Source organism: Sphingosinicella microcystinivorans (assembly GCF_003634215.1).
GTDB classification, from domain to species: Bacteria; Pseudomonadota; Alphaproteobacteria; order Sphingomonadales; family Sphingomonadaceae; genus Sphingosinicella; species Sphingosinicella microcystinivorans.
The window spans coordinates 46974-65223 of the sequence record NZ_RBWX01000011.1 but is presented as its reverse complement, the minus strand read 5'-3'; the positions used below and the strand labels follow the sequence as shown (position 1 = coordinate 65223).

22 protein-coding genes and 1 tRNA gene are annotated in these 18250 nt (G+C 65.7%); 13 read left to right on the top strand and 10 right to left on the bottom strand.

Annotated elements, in window-relative coordinates:
• Positions 1 to 33: 33 nt before the first annotated feature.
• The gene (locus tag DFR51_RS16655; RefSeq protein ID WP_121053298.1) at positions 34 to 651 is read right to left on the bottom strand and encodes a TetR/AcrR family transcriptional regulator; all 618 of its coding nucleotides are present in this window, start codon (positions 649 to 651) and stop codon (positions 34 to 36) included.
• 277 nt (positions 652 to 928) lie between these two features.
• On the opposite strand from DFR51_RS16655, the gene DFR51_RS16650 reads away from it, so the two are divergent.
• Together DFR51_RS16650 and DFR51_RS16645 are read left to right on the top strand one after the other, a co-directional pair.
• Positions 929 to 1792: an alpha/beta fold hydrolase gene (locus tag DFR51_RS16650; protein WP_121053296.1), complete on the top strand. Its 864-nt coding sequence runs from the start codon at positions 929 to 931 to the stop codon at positions 1790 to 1792.
• 2 nt (positions 1793 to 1794) lie between these two features.
• Entirely contained in the window at positions 1795 to 2571 is a 777-nt protein-coding gene (locus DFR51_RS16645; protein WP_121053293.1) for an SDR family oxidoreductase, read from the top strand.
• On the opposite strand, the gene recQ is transcribed toward DFR51_RS16645, so the two are convergent.
• The 6 genes from recQ to hisG all read right to left on the bottom strand — a co-directional run bounded on the left by recQ (position 2568) and on the right by hisG (position 9628).
• Positions 2568 to 4337, bottom strand: coding sequence for a DNA helicase RecQ (gene recQ / locus DFR51_RS16640; protein ID WP_121053291.1), 1770 nt, complete (start codon positions 4335 to 4337; stop codon positions 2568 to 2570). The genes DFR51_RS16645 and recQ overlap by 4 nt on opposite strands.
• A 53-nt stretch (positions 4338 to 4390) precedes the next feature.
• Entirely contained in the window at positions 4391 to 5020 is a 630-nt protein-coding gene (locus tag DFR51_RS19445) for an energy transducer TonB family protein (RefSeq protein ID WP_243445545.1), read from the bottom strand.
• A gap of 4 nt (positions 5021 to 5024) precedes the next feature.
• Entirely contained in the window at positions 5025 to 7142 is a 2118-nt protein-coding gene (locus tag DFR51_RS16630; RefSeq protein WP_121053289.1) for a TonB-dependent receptor, read from the bottom strand.
• A gap of 106 nt (positions 7143 to 7248) precedes the next feature.
• Positions 7249 to 7635 (bottom strand): DUF2946 family protein, encoded by a 387-nt coding sequence (locus tag DFR51_RS16625; RefSeq protein WP_121053423.1) that lies wholly within the window; start codon positions 7633 to 7635, stop codon positions 7249 to 7251.
• Positions 7636 to 7701: 66 nt separating this feature from the next.
• A complete protein-coding gene (gene hisD / locus DFR51_RS16620; protein ID WP_121053287.1) occupies positions 7702 to 8982 on the bottom strand; it encodes a histidinol dehydrogenase in 1281 nt (426 codons plus the stop codon).
• A complete protein-coding gene (gene hisG, locus DFR51_RS16615; RefSeq protein ID WP_121053285.1) occupies positions 8972 to 9628 on the bottom strand; it encodes an ATP phosphoribosyltransferase in 657 nt (218 codons plus the stop codon). Before hisG ends, hisD begins: the two co-directional genes overlap by 11 nt.
• Positions 9629 to 9709: 81 nt before the next feature.
• Here hisG and DFR51_RS16610 point away from each other — a divergent pair, with 81 nt between their 5' ends.
• From DFR51_RS16610 to DFR51_RS16580, 7 genes are all read left to right on the top strand, one after another.
• Positions 9710 to 10012 (top strand): hypothetical protein, encoded by a 303-nt coding sequence (locus DFR51_RS16610; RefSeq protein WP_126494515.1) that lies wholly within the window; start codon positions 9710 to 9712, stop codon positions 10010 to 10012.
• Between the two features lie 92 nt (positions 10013 to 10104).
• Positions 10105 to 10323, top strand: a complete 219-nt coding sequence (gene infA / locus DFR51_RS16605; RefSeq protein WP_121053282.1) for a translation initiation factor IF-1 — start codon at positions 10105 to 10107, stop codon at positions 10321 to 10323.
• A gap of 12 nt (positions 10324 to 10335) precedes the next feature.
• Complete coding sequence (locus DFR51_RS16600) at positions 10336 to 10914, top strand: Maf family protein (protein ID WP_121053280.1); 579 nt, start codon at positions 10336 to 10338, stop codon at positions 10912 to 10914.
• Positions 10907 to 11884, top strand: a complete 978-nt coding sequence (locus DFR51_RS16595; protein WP_121053278.1) for an Rne/Rng family ribonuclease — start codon at positions 10907 to 10909, stop codon at positions 11882 to 11884. Before DFR51_RS16600 ends, DFR51_RS16595 begins: the two co-directional genes overlap by 8 nt.
• The gene (locus DFR51_RS16590; protein WP_197723684.1) at positions 11862 to 12044 is read left to right on the top strand and encodes a DNA gyrase inhibitor YacG; all 183 of its coding nucleotides are present in this window, start codon (positions 11862 to 11864) and stop codon (positions 12042 to 12044) included. The genes DFR51_RS16595 and DFR51_RS16590 overlap by 23 nt, the downstream gene beginning before the upstream one ends.
• Positions 12045 to 12114: 70 nt before the next feature.
• A tRNA-Phe gene (locus DFR51_RS16585) sits at positions 12115 to 12190 on the top strand.
• A gap of 160 nt (positions 12191 to 12350) precedes the next feature.
• Positions 12351 to 13580, top strand: coding sequence for a tyrosine-type recombinase/integrase (locus tag DFR51_RS16580; protein WP_121053274.1), 1230 nt, complete (start codon positions 12351 to 12353; stop codon positions 13578 to 13580).
• 413 nt (positions 13581 to 13993) lie between these two features.
• On the opposite strand, the gene DFR51_RS19440 is transcribed toward DFR51_RS16580, so the two are convergent.
• Positions 13994 to 14266 (bottom strand): hypothetical protein, encoded by a 273-nt coding sequence (locus DFR51_RS19440; RefSeq protein WP_243445546.1) that lies wholly within the window; start codon positions 14264 to 14266, stop codon positions 13994 to 13996.
• Between DFR51_RS19440 and DFR51_RS19435 the strand changes: the two genes are divergently transcribed.
• The 4 genes from DFR51_RS19435 to DFR51_RS16550 all read left to right on the top strand — a co-directional run bounded on the left by DFR51_RS19435 (position 14210) and on the right by DFR51_RS16550 (position 16558).
• Positions 14210 to 14338 (top strand): hypothetical protein, encoded by a 129-nt coding sequence (locus tag DFR51_RS19435; protein WP_243445627.1) that lies wholly within the window; start codon positions 14210 to 14212, stop codon positions 14336 to 14338. The genes DFR51_RS19440 and DFR51_RS19435 overlap by 57 nt on opposite strands.
• A 2-nt stretch (positions 14339 to 14340) precedes the next feature.
• On the top strand, positions 14341 to 14694 hold the full coding sequence (locus DFR51_RS19430) for a HipA N-terminal domain-containing protein (RefSeq protein WP_243446577.1): 354 nt from the start codon (positions 14341 to 14343) through the stop codon (positions 14692 to 14694).
• A gap of 286 nt (positions 14695 to 14980) precedes the next feature.
• Entirely contained in the window at positions 14981 to 16126 is a 1146-nt protein-coding gene (locus tag DFR51_RS16555; protein ID WP_197723685.1) for a P1 family peptidase, read from the top strand.
• Between the two features lie 45 nt (positions 16127 to 16171).
• On the top strand, positions 16172 to 16558 hold the full coding sequence (locus DFR51_RS16550) for a RidA family protein (RefSeq protein WP_121053266.1): 387 nt from the start codon (positions 16172 to 16174) through the stop codon (positions 16556 to 16558).
• Here the strand turns inward: DFR51_RS16550 and DFR51_RS16545 are convergent.
• Entirely contained in the window at positions 16536 to 17984 is a 1449-nt protein-coding gene (locus tag DFR51_RS16545) for a sulfatase-like hydrolase/transferase (RefSeq protein ID WP_121053264.1), read from the bottom strand. The genes DFR51_RS16550 and DFR51_RS16545 overlap by 23 nt on opposite strands.
• Positions 17945 to 18244, bottom strand: a complete 300-nt coding sequence (locus DFR51_RS16540; RefSeq protein WP_121053262.1) for a carboxypeptidase regulatory-like domain-containing protein — start codon at positions 18242 to 18244, stop codon at positions 17945 to 17947. Before DFR51_RS16540 ends, DFR51_RS16545 begins: the two co-directional genes overlap by 40 nt.
• Between the last annotated feature and the right edge of the window lie 6 nt (positions 18245 to 18250).

Here is an 18250-nt window from a genome sequence, read left to right as displayed (position 1 = left end):
GTTTCCCTGGCGCCGGCCTGTCCGGCGATTTGCCTATTGTTCCGAGCCGGCGCCGCGCAGGATGAAGGCGAGCACCTGATCGACGGTCTGCTCGCGCTTCGCCTGGCTTGCGGAGGGTTTCGACCAGCGCAGATACCAGTTGATGACGCCGAGCATGTTGAACGCGGTGATGCGGATGTCGCCGTTCGCAAGGAGGCCCGCAGCGCGCAGGCCTTCGAGTTCGGCGACGTAGATCGTGAGAATTTCGCGCTGGATACGCTTGTTGGCCTTGTTGCCGGTTGCGGACAGGCGTTCTTCGTCGATGAAGAAGATGCGCGATTCCCGGCGGTACTGTTCGGAGACGTCGAGATGTTCGCGCACCAGCGCGGCGACCCGGGCGCGCGGATCGGCAATGCCGTCGATCGCGCCGCGCAGGCGGGCGGGAAGCGCCTTCACCGAGCGTTCGAGGATGGCGAGCCAGAGCGCCTCCTTGTTCTCGAAATAATGATAGACGTTGGAAACGCTGCGCCCCACCGCATCGGCGATGTCGCGGATCGAGGTTCCCGCGAAGCCGTTGCGGGCGAACAGCTCCACCGCGACTTCCACGAGCTCCTCGCGGCCCCGCGCTTCGCGGGCGGCGGGTGAATTCTTCAGGCTGACGACGCGCGCCATACACTCTCCCCAGGTTCCAGTCCGCCGAATCGCGGATCTTGTCTGTTCTATCACGGCTTCGAATCAAGCCGACTCGAACGATCGTTCTATGATTGACTGATCGGTCGGGGATTTGTCAAGAGACAAGTTCTCGGCCTCAAAATTATATCTAATTATATGTTTTTACGTTATAAAAAATTGTGTTGAGCAACACGCCTCATCGCGTCATATTCTGTTTATCCAAAAGATCGACCGATCGGTCTATTTATAATTTTCGTTTCGTAGGGGGAGTGACAGCATGGACGGCGCCTACTCGCGGCTGATCCCCATCGGTGCTGAGCGCATGCATGTGCGCATCTGGGATGCGGACGGCCCCACGGTGATGATCGCGCACGGCGTTACCGGCACCAGCGCCGATCATACCCCGCTCGCGCGCAACCTGCGGGCGCGGGGCTTCCGCGTGATCGCCCCCGATGCACCGGGCTGCGGCCGGTCCGATCCGTCGATCGATCCTGAAAACGGTTACGGCCTCGGCGCGATGGCGGTGACCGTGCGCCGCTTGCTCGATTCCGTTGCGGACGGTCCCGTGCACTGGGTGGGCGCCTCCAAGGGCGGCGCGCTCGGCATCCGCATGGCCGGGGAAACGCCAGCGCGTATTGCCAGCCTCGTGCTCTACGATGTCGGCACCACGCTTCCCGATGCGATGCGCAGCGTGCTCGGCGAACGCCTCGGCGGCCCGCCGCGCTTTGCAAACATGGGCGCATTCCGCGAACACGTCGGCCGCTTCTTCGAGCGCGCCGGCGCCGGCCTCTCATCCGATCGCCTCGACGAGATCACCATCGGCTGGTCGCGCCGCCTTGATGACGGCGGCGTCGGCTATCACTACGATCCGGCGCTCTCCAATCAGTTCCGCAACAACCCGGAAGACTTCGCGCTCTGGCCGTGGTGGGATCGCGTCGCCTGCCCGGCGCTCATCATGCGCGGCGAACGCTCGAACGTGCTGAGCGCAGCCGAGCTCGCCGAGATGGCCGCGCGCAACCCGCGCGCCACTGCGCACACCGTGCCGGGCGCGGTGCACGTCGACATGCTCGACAGTGCGGAGATGCAGACCACGATCATTGATTTCATCGCAGCCCATGCCGGGCAGGGGGAGGAGGTTTAAGCATGACAGGACGGGTTCAGGACAAGGTCGCGGTGATCACCGGCGCGGCAGGCGGCCTCGGCCTCGCGATGGTCGAAGCGCTCGGCCGCGAGGGCGCCGTTGTCGTCCTCACCGATATCGACGCCGCGCGCGGGGAGGCTTCCGCCAAGGCTCTTGCAGGCAGTGGCATCCCCGCCCGCTTCGTCCGCCACGACGCGACCGTGCCCGAGGAATGGGAGCGTCTGACGGCAAACGTGCTTGCGAACGAAGGCCGCATCGATGTGCTAGTCAACAACGCCGGCGGCGGGCTCGATATGGACATCGAGAGCATGGATTTCGCGCACTACAAGCGCATGATCGCGCTCAATCTCGATACCGCGTTTCTTGGGTGCAAATACGGTATCACCGCGATGAAGGGTCAGGGCGGATCGATCATCAACATCTCGTCGGTCGGCGGCCTCATCGGTACGGCGGCACTGCCCGCATATTCCGCCGGGAAGGGCGGCGTCCGGTTGCTCACCAAGTGCGTCGCGGCGCACTGCGGCCAGCGCGGCTACGGCATCCGCGTGAACAGCGTCCACCCTGGCCTCATCCGCACCGCGGCGGGCGTGGAGGTAACGCGCATGGCGACGGGGCTGGACGAGGAGGGCGCAGTCGCCGCTTTCGCCTCGCTGCACCCGATCGGCCGCGTCGGCCAACCGCACGAGATCGCAAACGGCGTCGTCTTCCTCGCGTCGGACGAATCGAGCTTCATGACTGGTTCGGAACTCGTCATCGACGGCGGCTACACCGCCGTTTAGCCGCTGAAGGCGCGGATCGTCTCCAGGAAGCGCTCGCCATAGGCGTCCAGCTTTCGCGCGCCGACGCCGGAAATCTCGGAAAGGCCTGCGCGCGATCTCGGCTGCGCCGCCGCCATTTCGCGCAGCGTGCTGTCGTGGAAGATCACGTAGGGCGGAACCCCCGCTTCCTCGGCAAGCGCGCGGCGGCAGGCGCGCAGCGCCTCGAACAGCGGATCGCCCACCGGGTTCTCCGCCTGCTGTTTGCGCCGTCCCCCGCGCTCGCGGCGCGGCGGCAGCACCAGCGACAGGCTCTCTTCGCCGCGCAGGATCGCGCGCGCGCCGGGCCCGAGCGCGAGGCCGCCATGCTCGGTGGGCGTCACCGCCTCATGCACCAGCAGCGCGCGCGACACCGGCTTCAGCAATGGCGCCTCTTCGGCGGAAACGATGCCGAAGACCGTAAGGCTGTCGTGCCCGCGCGCGCGCACCTTGTCGCTCGCCTTGCCGGTCAGCACCTCTTCCAGATGGCCGATGCCATAGCTTTGCCCGGTGCGGTAGACGGCGGAGAGGAACTTCCGCGCCGTCTCCGTGGCGTCGATGCTGGCGGGCGGGTTCAGGCAGTTGTCGCAGTTGCCGCACGTCTGCGGCGGGTTTTCGCCGAAGTGTTTCAGCAGCACCGCGCGGCGGCACCCGCCGGTTTCCACCAGTGCGCCGAGCGCTGAAATGCGCGCACGTTCGCCCGCCTGCCGCGCCTCTTCCACCTCGAAAACCCGCGTCCGCGCGCGCGCGAAATCCTCCGCGCCCCAGAACAGATGCGCCTCGGCGGGCTCGCCATCGCGGCCCGCGCGCCCACTTTCCTGATAATAGCCCTCGATCGATTTCGGCAGGCCTGCGTGCGCCACGAAGCGCACGTCGGGCTTGTCGATGCCCATGCCGAACGCGACTGTCGCGACCATCACCATGTCCTCGCTGGCGATAAAGGCGGACTGGTTCGCCGCGCGAACCTCCGGTGGCAATCCTGCGTGATAGGGCAGCACGCGCCGTCCGCCGCGCGACAGCGTTTCCGCCAGGCTTTCGGTCGCCGCACGCGTCTGCGCATAGACGATGCCGGGGCCGGGGTTCGCCGCCAGAAGATCGCCGAGCTGCCGCGTCAGCCCGTTTCGCGGATGCACGGCGTAGCGGATATTGGGCCGGTCGAACCCGGCGACGATCATGCCCTCTTCGGGAATACCGAGCGCCGCGAGCACGTCGATCCGCGTGTGCGCGTCGGCGGTGGCGGTCAGCGCCAGGCGCGGCACGTGCGCGTAGTCGTCGAGCAGCGGGCGCAGCAGGCGGTAATCGGGCCGGAAATCGTGGCCCCATTCCGAAACGCAATGCGCCTCGTCGATCGCGAACATCGAAATATGTGCGTCGTCGAGAAGCTGGCGGAAGCCATCGCCGCTCGCGCGTTCCGGCGCGACATACAGCAGATCGAGTTCGCCTGCGCACAGCCGCCGCTGCGTCTCCCAGCGGTCGGTGTCCACGGAGGTGAGGCTGGCTGCGCGGATGCCGACGGCTTCAGCGGCGCGAAGCTGGTCGTGCATCAACGCGATCAGCGGCGAGATGACGACGCAGCAGCCGTCCATGGCGACGGCAGGAAGCTGATAGCATAGCGACTTGCCCGCGCCCGTCGGCATGATGGCGAGCGTATGCTGCCCGGCGAGCACGCGCGACACGACGGTCTCCTGCACGCCCCGAAAGGCGGGAAAGCCGAAAACCTCGTGAAGAATGGCGGCGGGATCGCGTCGCATTGCAGCGCGTGTAGGGAAGCGGCGCGGCCTGTGCAAAGCGGAAAACCGCAGGATCAGCGAAAATGAAACGTCAACGTGAAGCGCAGCGCATCATCGGGCAGGGCTTCGGGCGGTGGGGGGACAGGCGCTGAAAGACGCACGGTCCGCTGCGCCAGCCGGTCGAGCGACATGCTGCCGCTCGGCTGCACGAGCTGAATGTCGGAAATCGAGCCACTCCGCGCGACGCTGAACGCGACCACCGCCTCGCCCGCCAGTCGCAGGCCCCGCGGCCGCCGCGCAGCGATCCACTGCCACAGCCGCCGGGCATAGTCGTCGCGGACGGCATCGGTGTTCGAAGGCGGGGGCATCTCGGGTCGCGGCGGGGGCGTGATCGTCAGCACGGCGGGCAGGGCGGCGGGCAGGATTGCGGGCGGCGAAGGCACCGCAATCTCGGGCGCGGCTGTCGGCGGCACCGTGCTGCGTGCCGGCGGAGCGGCCCGCGTGGGCGCGGGCGTCACCACCGCGTCGGGTTCCGCAACCGGCGGCAACAGCGTGATCGCAGCCGTGTGTAGCGCGGGCACGGGCGGCGTGTCCGCCCGCCCGCTGACCACGAACGCGGCAACGGCAAGGTGCAGCGCGGCGGACACGAGGATCGGAGTGATCCTCGCGCCGCCCGCTTGCCCGCCGGAACCGCGCCCGCGCATGGACTCAGAACGCCGCCGAAAGCCCGACGTTTACCGATCGGCCGCGCCCCGGCACGGGCCGCAGCACACCGGTCGCGTCATAGTCGCCAAGCGACTTGCCGCCGAGCGGCAGGTCGTAGCCCGTGTCGAACAGGTTCTGCACATCCAGGCTGATGCGGTAGCTGCTGAAGCGGTAGCCGGTCGACACATTCACCAGCGCGTAGCCATTGGTGCTGGGCTCGTTGCGTGTCGCATCGACACGCGTCTTGTCGTCGACCAGCTCCACCTCGATCAGGTTTTCCCAGCCGCCGAGCGCGTGTTCGATGCCGATCCGGGCATTCAGCGGCATCTGGTGATAGAGCGATCCGCCGTCGTCCCGGTTCTTGCCGCGCAGCCAGCTCGCGCTCGCCGTCAGCTTCGCCTGGCCTGCCGCGCTGCTCGCCCAAAGCGGCAGTTCGCCCGACACGTCGATGCCGTAGAATTCGGCGTCCTGGTTCACGAACTGCAGCTGCGCGAACGGGGTCGGCATCCCCATCATGTCGGTGAAGTCCTGCAGCTTCACCGCGTCGATATAATCGTCGACGCGCGTGTAATGCGGCGCGATCTTCAGCGACCAGCTCTCGGCGCCTTCGCCCTTCAGGCTCAGTGCAGCGCTCAGCGTGTCGGCCTTCTCGGGCTTCAGTGCCAGATTCCCCACGTAGCCGTTGCCGTCGCCGTACCAGCCGATCATCCGGCTCGACATCGAACCCCGGCCCCAAGAGTAGCGCACGTAGACGTTGGGCGAGCGCACCTTGCGCGCGTAGCCGATTTCCAGCGCCGCGCGGTCGCTCGCCGCATAGCGTGCGATCGCGCTCCAGCCCCAGTTGCTGTCGTGGCGTTTGTGATCGGCGGCGTTGAACGCCGTCGCCGCCATCGCGTCCGCCATGTTCATCATGGATGTCGAATAAGGCTGCACGTCGCCCGTGTTCATCCACACCTGGTCGTTGCGAATGCCGATCGTCGTCGTCAGTGCGGGAGACCATTTCGCTTCCCATTCGGCGAAGCTGCCGAGCCGGTCGCGTTTGGAGGCGTTCACGTTTATGTAGGTGTCCGGCCCCATCATCATGCTTCCCGCGACCGGCGGCCAGTAATCATCCAGCCATTGGCGGTGGAACTCGCTGCCTGCGCGCAGCGTGTCGCGCGCATTCAGCGGCACGTCGATCTTCAGCGTGGAACCGAGTGTATGCACTTCGGTGTTCATCGGCATCCCGCCGCTTGCCGTGCCGCCCTTGTCGGCCAGGAAGTTCATGCGGTGGTCGGTGTCGCGCCAATAGCCGCGAAGGTCGATGTCGCCCCAGTCGAATGTGCCTTTCCAGCCGCCGTTCAGGAACCACGAGCGGTTCGATGTCATGTCCATGTACTGGTTCGGGAAGCCCTCGTAGGGCGAGAAATGATAGCCGCCCTTCAGTGTGAACAGTCCCACGTCTGTCTGCGCCGCGAAGCCGAGCGCGTGGTCGGTCTTCTTGTATTCGGTGGATCGCACCGTGCCGTCGTTGCCGCCGCCCTTGTAATTGTCGCTCTGCGTGAAGGATCCATCATAGGTGAAGCTCGTCTTGTCGCCCGCGATGGTCAGCGATGCGGCGCCGCCGAAGCCGTCGCCGTTGCTGCGGAAGAAGGTGGAGACTTCGCCCGTCACCAGCGTCTGGACCGCCGCCGCGAAACGCGGGGTTGCGGTCTCGACCGAGATGACGCCGCCGATGCTGTCGCCGCCCATCGAGACGGGCGATACGCCGGTGATCACGCTCACAGCGTCGATGGTCTGCGGGTCGGTGTAGGACAGCGGCGGGTTCATGTCGTTGGGGCAGGCGCTGTCGATCGGTGCGCCGTCGATGCGGATCGAGATGCGCGGGCCATTGAGACCGCGGATCGTCGGCAGGCTGGAAAACCCGCCCGCGCCATACGCGGAAACGCCGGGGATGCGCGAAAGCAGCGCGCCGGTGTCGCTGCTGCGCGTTACGGCAATGCCGTCTTTCGAGAGCGTTTCGGCAGCGGCAGGGGCTTTTTCGGAATCGACGTCGATGTCGGGAAGCGCGGTCGGATCGGCGGCTGCGGGCGTAGCAACGGCGAGCGCGGCCGCGAGCGCGGCAAAAGAGGTGCGGGACATGAAAACTCCATCCTGTGCTTTGGGGCAACGGCCGGGCGCGGATGGCCCGGCAGGCGGTGGAGATGCGTCCGCAGAAGAGGGGGCGCCGCGCGGCGCCGGTGGTAGCCTAGCTGCGGACGCTAAGGCCCGGCGGTCCGCGCAGCGGCGGCCTCAGCCGCATCGCGGCGGTGCGCGGCGCTTGCTGTGGGGTGTGCAGCGCGGCGGCGAGGATGAAAACGAGCGCCAGCGCAAGCAGGGCGGGGTCGATCGCACCCATCATCGGTGCGGCAAGCTCCGCGAAAGCGCACGGCATGTCGTTGCCGCCCTTATGTTTGCTCTCGGTGGGTGTGGCGACGGCGACCGATTTCAGTCCATCGCCCGTGCAAAGCTCGATGACCATCACGCCGTCGACGACGGCAGGCATGAAGCCGGTGGGCACCAGAATCTTCACAAGCAACGTTGCGGCGGCCAGCCAGACCGCAAGCCAACGGTATCGCAGCAAGGTCGCGTGCATCGTGTTCACGCCTGCTCCCCTAGCCCTCGCAGGCCTCTGTTGTCGCGAGGAAAGGGTGTCGCACCCTCACCCCAGGCGGCGCGTCACCGAAAGCGCGTGCGCGGGCAAGCCTTCCGCTTTGGCAAGGCGGGCTGCGGCGGGGCCGATGGCGGCGAAGGCTTCGGCTGAGCAGTCGAGGAAGGTCGTGCGCTTCATGAAGTCTGCGACTGAAAGCCCGGATGAGAAGCGCGCGCGGCGCCCTGTCGGCAGCGTGTGGTTCGGCCCGCCGAGATAGTCGCCGATTGCCTCGGGCGTGCGGTAGCCCATGAACACCGAGCCCGCGTGGCGCACGCGCGCGAACATGGCCTGCGGGTCCGCGATGCTGAGCGCGAGGTGTTCGGGCGCGAGCGCGTCGATCAGCGCGGGGGCTTCGTCGAGGCTGCCCACCGTGATGATCGCGCCGAAGCGTGCCCAGCTTTCGCGGGCGACATCGGCATCAAGCTCGTCGAGCGCCGCGTTCACGGCCTTCGCCGTCCGTGCGGCAAGGTCCGCATTGTCGGTAATCAGGATCGCCTGCGCGACGCGGTCATGCTCCGCCTGGCTCAGCAGATCGGCAGCGAGCCAGTCCGGGTTCGCGGCGCTGTCGGCCACGACCAGGATTTCCGAAGGCCCGGCGACCATGTCGATGCCGACGCGCCCAAAAAGTTGCCGCTTGGCTTCGGCGACGTAGGCATTGCCGGGACCGGTGATCTTGTCGACGCGGCGGATCGTGTCCGTCCCGAAGGTCAGCGCCGCGATCGCCTGTGCGCCGCCGACGCGGTAGATCTCGTCGACACCCGCGAGGCTGGCGGCATAAAGCACCAGAGGATTGACTTCACCGCCCGGCGTCGGCGTCGTCATCACCAGCCGGCGCACGCCCGCGACCTTCGCGGGGATGGCGTTCATCAGCACGGTCGAAGGATAGCTGGCGAGCCCGCCCGGCACGTAGATGCCCACGTCGTCGATCGCCGACCAGCGCCATCCTGCCCGCACCCCGGCGGCGTCCACCGCGTCATGGTCGGCGGGAAGCTGCCCGACGTGGAACGCGCGGACGCGCTCCGCCGCGAGCTCGAGCGCAGCGCGAAGGTCGGGTTCGATCTGATCCTTCGCGGCGCTGATTTCAGCTTCAGTGAAGCGCAGCGTCGTCACATCCGTGCGGTCGAAGCGCCGCGTCAGTTCGAAAAGCGCCGCATCGCCGCGTTGGCGAACATCGGCGATGATCCCGGAAACCGCCGCTGAAACATCGGTTGCCGTCTCGCGCCCGGCCTCGACGAAGGTCGCGAAGCGTGCCGCGAAATCCGCGTCGGCGCTGGAAAGCTCAAGCGGCACCGGCGGCCTCCCGGAAGCGCTCGATCCACGGCGTGATCGCTGCCGCCTTGGTCTTGAAGGCGGCGCGGTTGACGATCAATCTGCTCGTCACCTCGGCGATCTTCTCCACCTCGACAAGGCCGTTTTCCTTCAGCGTCCGTCCGCTCGACACGAGATCGACGATGCGCTGCGTCAGGCCGAGCTTCGGCGCGAGTTCCATCGCGCCGTTCAGCTTCACGCACTCCGCCTGCACGCCTCGCGCGGCGAAGTGCTGGCTGGTGAGGTTCGGATACTTCGTTGCGACGCGCACGTGGCTCCAGCTGCGCGGATCGTCGCCCGCTGCCATCTCCGCGGGTTCGGCCACCGAAAGCCTGCAGTGTCCGATGCCGAGGTCCACGGGCGCGTAGATCTCGGAGTAAGCGAACTCCATCAGCACGTCGTTGCCCGCGATGCCGAGGTCTGCTGCGCCGTGCGCCACGAAGGTCGCGACGTCAAAGGCGCGCACGCGGATCAGTGAAAGCCCCGGCACGTTCGTGGCGAACTGCAGCGCGCGGCTGTTCTCGTCCGCGAATGCGGGTTCGGGCTCGATTCCAGCGCGCGCAAGCAGCGGCAACGCTTCTTCAAGGATGCGTCCCTTAGGGATTGCAAAGACCAGTTCCGTTTTCATCGCGACTGCCTGTAAAGAAGGCGGTGCTGCGCCGCAACGGAGTCGGCGGTTCGCCGGTGCGGATAAACATGCGGGGTGTGTATGGTCGACTGGTGGTATTCGGGTCCGCAGATGGTCCGATTGTGGCGTATGTCGATGGAAACCTGGTCGGCCTCGATGGTCGTGATCGCAGAGCGTAGCGCCATGTTCGGCAACGCGGCGATCTTCCCGGAAGCCTTCGATGCCAAGGAATTCAATCGCATGGTGCCGGAAAAGGTCGATGCCTTCACGCGCGGCATGATGGGTGCGGCGCGCGCCCGCGACCCCATGGAGGCTGCCGAAAACGCGCTTGCCCCCGTGCACAGCCGCGTCACCGCAAACGCGCGGCGTCTCCGGCGCCGCTGAACCCTTCGCCAACAGCAACCTTGCGTTTCTGCGCCTTTTCCGCCAAGGGCAGGCAGCATTTGCGGGCACGCTTGCCCGCGCAAGGAGACTGAATGGCGAAGGAAGAACTTCTGGAAATGCGGGGGATGGTCACTGAACTGCTCCCCAACGCGATGTTCCGGGTCAAACTTGAAAACGATCACGAGATTTTGGGCCACACCGCCGGTAAGATGCGCAAGAACCGCATTCGCGTGCTCGTCGGCGACGAAGTGCTCGTCGAACTGACGCCCTACGACCTCACCAAGGGCCGCATCACCTACCGCTTCAAGTAACGGAACTGTCCTGTGCCGGCGCTGGTCCTTGCCTCATCGAGCCCGCGCCGCCGCGCCCTTCTCGAACAGATCGGTCTCGTTCCGGCGCGCACGCTTTCGCCCGACATTGACGAAACGCCCCGGCGCGGCGAACTGCCGCGTGACTACGCCGTGCGTCTTGCCGCAGAAAAGGCCGCCGCCGTGCAGCGGGAGCCCGGCGAGGTGGTGATCGCCGGCGACACCACGGTCGCCGCAGGCCGACGTATTCTGCCCCCCGCGGACACCGACGAGATCGTCCGGCAATGCCTCACCCTGCTTTCGGGGCGGCGGCACCGCGTTTACAGCGCCGTCGCGGTCATCGATGCCGAAGGGCGCCTGCGGGAGCGTGTTGCCGAAACCATCGTCACCTTCAAGCGACTCTCGGACGCCGAGATCGATGCTTATGTCCGTGCGGGCGAAGGACGCGGCAAGGCGGGCGGCTATGCGGTCCAGGGCAGTGCCGCCGCCTTCGTGCGCTTTCTCTCGGGCAGCTATTCGGGGGTCGTCGGCCTGCCGCTCTACGAGACATCGGCGCTTCTCGCCGCGTCCGGCATCGCCCCTTCCGATGGCTGAATGGCTGATCGAGCGCGGCATCGGCGAAACCCGCGCCGCGCTTGTCGAGGCTGGCGAGATCGCCGAAATGCGGATCGGTCGCGAAGGCGCCCCCCGCGTGGGCGAAATATGGGATGCGCGGCTGACAGCGAAGCTTGGCGCGCGGCGCGGCATCGTCCTGCTGGGCGATCATGAAGCGCTGCTCGAACCCGTTCCCGCCGATCTTGCCGAAGGCGGGCTCGTGCGGGTCATCGTGGCGCGCGAGCCGATCCCGGAGCGTGGCCGTCCGCGGATTGCAAAGGCGCGCGCGGAAGGCGTTGCGGGCGCTACGCCGGGGCTGATCGCGGCGCCTGCATTCGATCCTCCGGGCGCGCGCGTGCTCGGTCACGGGGAAACGCTGGATGATTATGGTTGGGGAGACGCGATTGCGGACGCCGAAAGCGGCCATGTCGCATTTACCGGCGGCAGCCTCGCGATCGTGCCGACCCCGGCGATGACAACCATCGACATCGATGGCGATCTCCCCGCGGTCGATCTCGCCCTGGCCGGGGTTCGCGCCGCCGTTGCCGTGATCCGGCGGTTCGACATCGGCGGCTCCATCGGCATCGACCTACCGACGCTGCGCGACAAGGTCGCGCGTCAGGCGGCTGCCGACCTTGTCGACAGCCTGCTCCCGCAGCCCTTCGAGCGTACGGCCGTAAACGGCTTCGGCTTCCTCCAGATCGTACGCCCGCGCCCGCGCGCTTCGATCGTCGAGCTTGTGCAGAACGCACGGCTCGAAACCGCCGCGCTTGCGCTCCTGCACCTTGCCGCGCGGACGCCGGGGGCAGGGCCTCGCACGCTCACCGCCGCACCACGCGTCACCGCGTGGCTGCGCGCGCACGCGCCGTTGGTCACCGAACTCGAACGCCGTATCGGTGCGCAGGTCGTGCTGGCCGAAGATGCCGCGCTCGCGCTACAAGCCGGTCATGTCCATGCCGCCCAAAGCTGACTCGCGCCTCGGCCGCTGCCCCGTCTGCGGCAAGCCCGAAACGCCCACGCACAAGCCCTTCTGCTCGCAGCTCTGCCGCGACCGCGACCTCATTTCGTGGCTCGACGAACGCTACCGCGTGCCCGTGCATTCCGATGAGGAACCCCCTGCAGAGGATTGATGCGCAGGTGCTGGACAAGCCCTGCGCAGGCCATTAAGAGGCGCGCTTCATTCCGCGTTCGCAGGAATGTGCCCGGGTAGCTCAGTTGGTAGAGCATGCGACTGAAAATCGCAGTGTCGGCGGTTCGACTCCGTCCCCGGGCACCATTTGTTCTCCACAGCCGTCCGTAGCCGTCCAAGAAAGTACGCATTTCTGCGGCTCTCCGGAGATTTGAGTCCGGCGCAGTTCAGGGCCGGTTGTTGGTATCCAGAGCGTTCAGTGGTAAAAATGATGGTATCTGCCAACACTCGAACGGGAGATACCATCATGGCGCTATCCGCAGCGGCGGTGCTGCACGCGAAGGGCAGGCAGCAGCCGTACAAGCTGACCGATTCTCCGGGTCTCGTGCTTCTCGTGAACCCCGACGGCCGGAAGTATTGGCGCTACAACTACCGCTTCGACGGCAAACAGAAGACGATGGCCCTCGGCGTCTATCCGGACATCGGCCTCGCTGAGGCGCGCGAGAAGCGCGATGCTGCACGGAAACTCGTGGTTTCGGGCATCGACCCGATGAAGCAGCGCAAGGAAGCCGAGCGTGAAAAACGTGTCCGCGAACAGGAAACCTTCAAGGCTATTGCCGAAGAGTGGCTGGAACGCCTCGAGCTCCAGGGACGCGCAGCAGCGACGCTCAAGAAAAACCGGTGGCTGATGGAGTTCTCCTATCCGCGCCTTGGCGATCGTCCCATCGCCGAAATTACAGCGACGGACCTCCTGGAGGTGCTTCGTAAAATCGAAGTTCGGGGCCGCTACGAAACTGCGAATCGGTTGCGCGGGACGTTCGGCACGCTCTTCCGTTTTGCCGTCGCGACTGGGCGCGCGCCGCGCGACGTTGCCATCGACCTTCGGGGTGCCCTCATTCGGCCACAGGTCACGCATCGTTCCGCGCTGTTGGAGCCTGGAGACATCGGCGCCCTTCTGCGAGCGATCGACGGGTATGAGGGTCAGCCTACGGTTCAGATTGCGCTTCGCCTCGCTCCACACCTTTTCGTTCGTCCCGGCGAGCTGCGACAGGCTGAATGGCAAGAGTTCGATGCGGATGCAGCGATCTGGACCATTCCCGCTCACAAAGCGAAAATGCGCCGCCCGCACCGTGTGCCTCTCGCCAAGCAGGTCATGGAAATGCTCGAAGAGCTATGGCCGATAAGCGGCGACGGCCGGTTCTTGTTTCCGAGCATTCGCTCCTCGGAGCGGCCAATCACTGACAACACACTGAATGCCGCCTTGCGCCGTCTCGGGTACGACAAGACCCAGATGACCGCTCACGGGTTCAGGGCGATGGCAAGCACGCGGCTTAATGAAATGGGGAAATGGCATCCGGATGCGATCGAGCGCCAGCTTGGACATGTCGAAAGCAACGATGTCCGCCGCGCCTATGCGCGGGGAGAACATTGGGCCGAGAGGGTCAAGATGATGCAGGCATGGTCGAACTATCTGGATGATTTGCGGACAGGAGCCCAAGTCATTCGTGCAAGCTTCGGACGCAAGCGGTTCGGATAGACCTGAAACCTGCATTCGCTTCATCGACCTTCTAACAGGCGAGCCGCCCAAGATGGTTGGCCACGGCGTGTAGACTGCGATCGCCGCCGGCCGCCCGAGGCTGGAAAGCGATCACAGTGTCCGCCAACAAAGCCATCGACACGACTTCGGCGCCGCTTATTGGGTGTTCGCTCGCGCCAAATAGTAACCGACCAGCCGATCTTGTCAGGTTCTCGGCGCCTGAGATGATGACCTCCTTTCGTTGACCATCTTCCCAATAAGACCATAGGCGCGTTTTAGTCAGGATCATGCCTTGATGGCGCCGAAACTGTTGAAAGGGGATGCATGGGCAAGTTTGCGCTGTATCGGCAGATGATCGGAAGGCTGGATGAAGCGATTGAAGGCAGGCATTTCTTCGAGGCGTCATGGTATGTCTATGCGCTGCTCGAAGATAGGCTAATTTCGTTACTTTCAGCCAATTCAGGGTAATTACTTCCCAATCGGGAAATAATCCTCTTGAACCCGATAGCCCACATGCAATCTTCCCGTTCGGTAACAATGGCATAATCGACAACGCAACCCAGTTCGGCGCCGCCGTCGCTGCTGCCCGCAAGGCCCTCGGCCTCACCCAGCGGGAGCTGGCTCTCGCCATCAACAGCGGCGAACGCTTCATCGTCGATCTGGAAGCGGGCAAGCCTGCTGCGCAACTCGGCAAGGCGCTTGCTGCCGCCAAGGCTGTCGGCCTGCGCCTTGCCGCTACCGGAATTTCGCAGGCCTGACGGTGGAGCTGCCGGTTCATTACGAAGATCGCATGGTCGCCACGATCAGCGCGGATGCGCAGGCAACCCGCCTTGCCTACGCTGATGCCTGGCGTTCGTCCCCCGACAGGTTCCCGGCCTCACTGGCGATGCCGATCCGTCCGGAACCCTATGAGGGAGAACTGGTCCTTCCCTGGCTGATGAACCTCCTGCCGGAAGGCAAACCGCTGCGCGCCATGACGCGGCCCTCGTTCTTCGCAAAAGAGATCGAGGAACGGGCAACCGAAGTCAGGGCGTATGCAGCACAGGAAGGTGTGCCGGACGTCGCAGAAATGCCAGAACCAGAAATCAATTCATCGCCGACTGCCTATGAATGAGAACCTAAGGCCGACCCTGACAACACGCCGCACCGCCTCGCGCACGAAGGCTGTCGCGCTGGTCTCTGGGGTAAACGGCCCGGTTTTCGCCGCCTCGATCGAGCGGTCGAGAATGGCCGTGTTGGCGTTGGAGGGGTACGTCATTGGGAGCAAACGTCTCCTTTCCACCCATTTCAGACGACGGCGAGGTACCAGGTACTGGAAAATAGATTTCCCGACGTGGCCGGCCCTTGCGGACAAGAATAGAATGGGTATTCTATAAAGTGCGCGCGAGAGGAGCTGAACTTTGACGATTTCCGGGCAAGTGCAGTGGGACGGGTCGGGCCGGATTTCCATCGGACCCGATGCGCCGGGGCCGTTAAACGCCATCACCGACGTACCTGGCGTCCAGGTGGGCCATGCTACCGTGATCGCCGACGCGCCCGTGGTGGCGCGCACGGGCATCACCTTCGTCCAGCCGGTGCCCGCGCCAAGCTGGGAGCAGCATGTCTTTGCCGGCTATCATCGCTACAACGGCTTTGGCGAGGTGTCCGGGCTGCAATGGCTCGACGAGACGGGCGTCCTGAATTCGCCGATCGGGCTGACCGGCACCTTTTCGCTGGGCATGGTGCGCGACACCGTCCTGCGCCTGACCACGCTCGCCGGGCCCAAGCGGCGCTTCCAGATTCCGGTGATCGGCGAGACCAACGATTTCCTGCTGTCCGACGGACCCGCTGGCCCCTTGCGCCCCGAGCATGTCGAGCAGGCGCTGGCCAATCTCAGGACCGGGCCCGTCGCGGAAGGCAATGTGGGCGCAGGAACCGGAGTCGTCGGATATCTGGTCAAGGGCGGCATCGGCACGGCGTCAAAGATCGCCAACACCGCTTATGGACAATTTACCGTCGGTGCGCTGGTGCAGACCAATCACGGGCGGCGTGAGGATCTTCGCTTCGACGGCCTGAACGTCGGCGACCATATCGGTGCGGACAAGGTGCCGTTTCCGCGTCTGTCGCCCGACGATCCCTACATTCAGCTGCCCCCGTTCATGCGTCCCTCCGACGCGGAGAGCGGCTCGGTTCAGATCGTGATCGCGACCGATGCGCCGCTGATCCCGATTCAGTGCCGCCGCCTGGCGCAGCGCGCGATCGTCGGGCTTGGCCGCGTCGGCGGCACCGGCAACAACGGCAGCGGCGATTTCGCGATCGCCTTTGCGACCGGCAATCTGCTGCCCGGTCAACCGACCAACATCATCAGGCAGCTGAACATGATCCCCAACGAGGCGATCTCGCCCCTGTTTGCCGCGACCATCGCCGCGGTGGAGAGCGCCGTCCTGAACGCCCTCATCGCGGCCGAAACGATAACCGGGCGGGGTGGTAATACCGTCTGGGCGCTGCCCGCGGACCTGCTGGCCGACACCGTGGCCCGGTGCAGAGGACGGGACAGTGCCGGCTGAACCGGGTGCCGACGATCTATCCCTGAGCCCTGCCTGGAGACCGTGATGCCCGTTGAGACCATCCATACCGATTACGCGCCGCCGCCCGCCGGACATTATGCGCAGGCCTGCCGCGCGGGCGACCTGTTGTTCGTTTCGGGCCAGCTGGGCATCGCCCCCGACAGCGACCCGGCCATACCCGTCGAACGCCAGGCCGAGCGCGTTCTCGATGCACTGGCCGCCATCGCCGGAGCCGCCGGGGCCGCGCTGCACGACGTCGCCAAGGTCACCGTCTATGTCACCGACATTGGCGACTGGCCGACGATCAATGCGATCTACGCCAGCTATTTCGGCGCGCATCGTCCGGCGCGCGCGATCGTGCCGGTACCGGCGCTTCACTATGGCGCCAAGATCGAACTGGAAGCTGTCGTCAGTCTCTCTTTCGGCCCGTGACATTTTCGTCTAGCCCCGCGCGGAAAGCCTTGAGCGCGGCGTCCAGCCTGGCCTGGTCGGCGGGGTAGCGATTGCTGAGGTCGTACGATTCATTGTCGCGGTGAATGTCCGTCAGTATCGGCCGGGAAAAGGTGGAATGGATCGGCATCGGCGCGGGATAGTAGAAGTCCCCCTGTTCCATGAGCGCGGGCGCACGCCATTTGAAATGCTCGTCCCGAACCGCTTCCGCGCCGCCGACGTAGGGCGTGAAATTATAGAGATAGTCGTGGATCGACGCGGTCTTGCCCGTCAATAGCGGCATCAGGTTCCGGCTGTCGATCACGCGGTATGCCGGCGGCACGATCCCCGCCACCAACAGCAGGGCCGGGAGCAGGTCGATCTGCATCGCCATGCCGGCGCGGACCTTGCCCTTGGGCAGGCGGCCGGGCCAGTGGAAGATGCCGGGCACGCGCATCCCGCCCCCGAACGTGTCGCCCTTGCGGCCGCGCAGATTGCCGACGCTCGACACAAAGCCGCTGCCATTGTCGCTGGTCACGATCACCAGCGTGTTCTTCGCGACGTCCCGCCGTTCGAGCGCCGCCATGATGGCGGCGACGTTCCGGTCGAGATCGGCGATCATGTCGCCAGATTCGCCGCCGGGGGTATGGCCGCGATGGTCGGGATCGGCGTGGTGCGGCTCATGCGGGAAGGTATGCGACATATAGAGGAAGAAGGGCCCGTCGCCGGTCTTTTCGATGAATTTCACTGCCTCGCTCTTGTAGAGCGCGGTCAGCCTGCTCTGGTCGACATCCTTGGTGGCGATCTCGACGGTGCCGTTGCGATAGATGTTGAACGGCTTCTTGTTGTTGCTGTGCATCGGGCCGAATGCGCTCTGGAAGCCGAGTTCGTTGGGGAAGAAGCCCGGCTCCTTGCCCAGATGCCATTTGCCGATGATGCCGGTCCGGTAGCCCGCGGCCGAGAGGATCTCCGGCAGCCGGATCTCGTCGGCCAGGATGTGGGTGATCAGACAGTTGGCGTGGAGCGCCATCTCCTCCAGCGATCCCTTGGGGGCGAAGACACAATGATGCGAGAGTGCGCGGACCGGATAGCGTCCGGTCATCAGCCCGACCCTAGACGGGCTGCACCGCGGCGAGGTTGCATAGAACTGCGTGAGCTTCACGCCGCCGGCGGCAAGGCGGTCGATCGCCGGAGTCCGCGCGAGGGGATTGCCGTATGCGCCGATATCGCCATAGCCCATGTCGTCGAACAGTATGACGACGATGTTGGGCGCGCCGTCATTCGCCCGGCCGACCGAGTCGAGATAGACCCGCTTCTGCGGCAGGCGTTCGGGCGGTGGGTCGCGGTAACGGGCGGCGGCGGCCTCCAGATGGCGATTGGGGCCGAGCGTCAGCGTGACCGTCCGGTCGTCGCCCCCCGCCACGGCCATCGGCACCAGCCTGGTCTCGCGATCAGGGCGCGACGCGGAGAGGACGTATTCGCCGGGGGCACGTCGGTGATCGCGAAACTGCCGTCACGCTCGGCCACGGCCGCCAGAAAAGTGTCGACCAGATAGACCCGCGCCCCCGGCACGGGTTCGCCCGACGGCGAGACGACCTTGCCGTCGATGCGCGCAGTAGCGCCGCTGCCGTTCGTGGCGTTGCTGCCGGATGACAGGCCCACCAGCAGCAGCGCGATGAGCGCGGTCATGAGGGT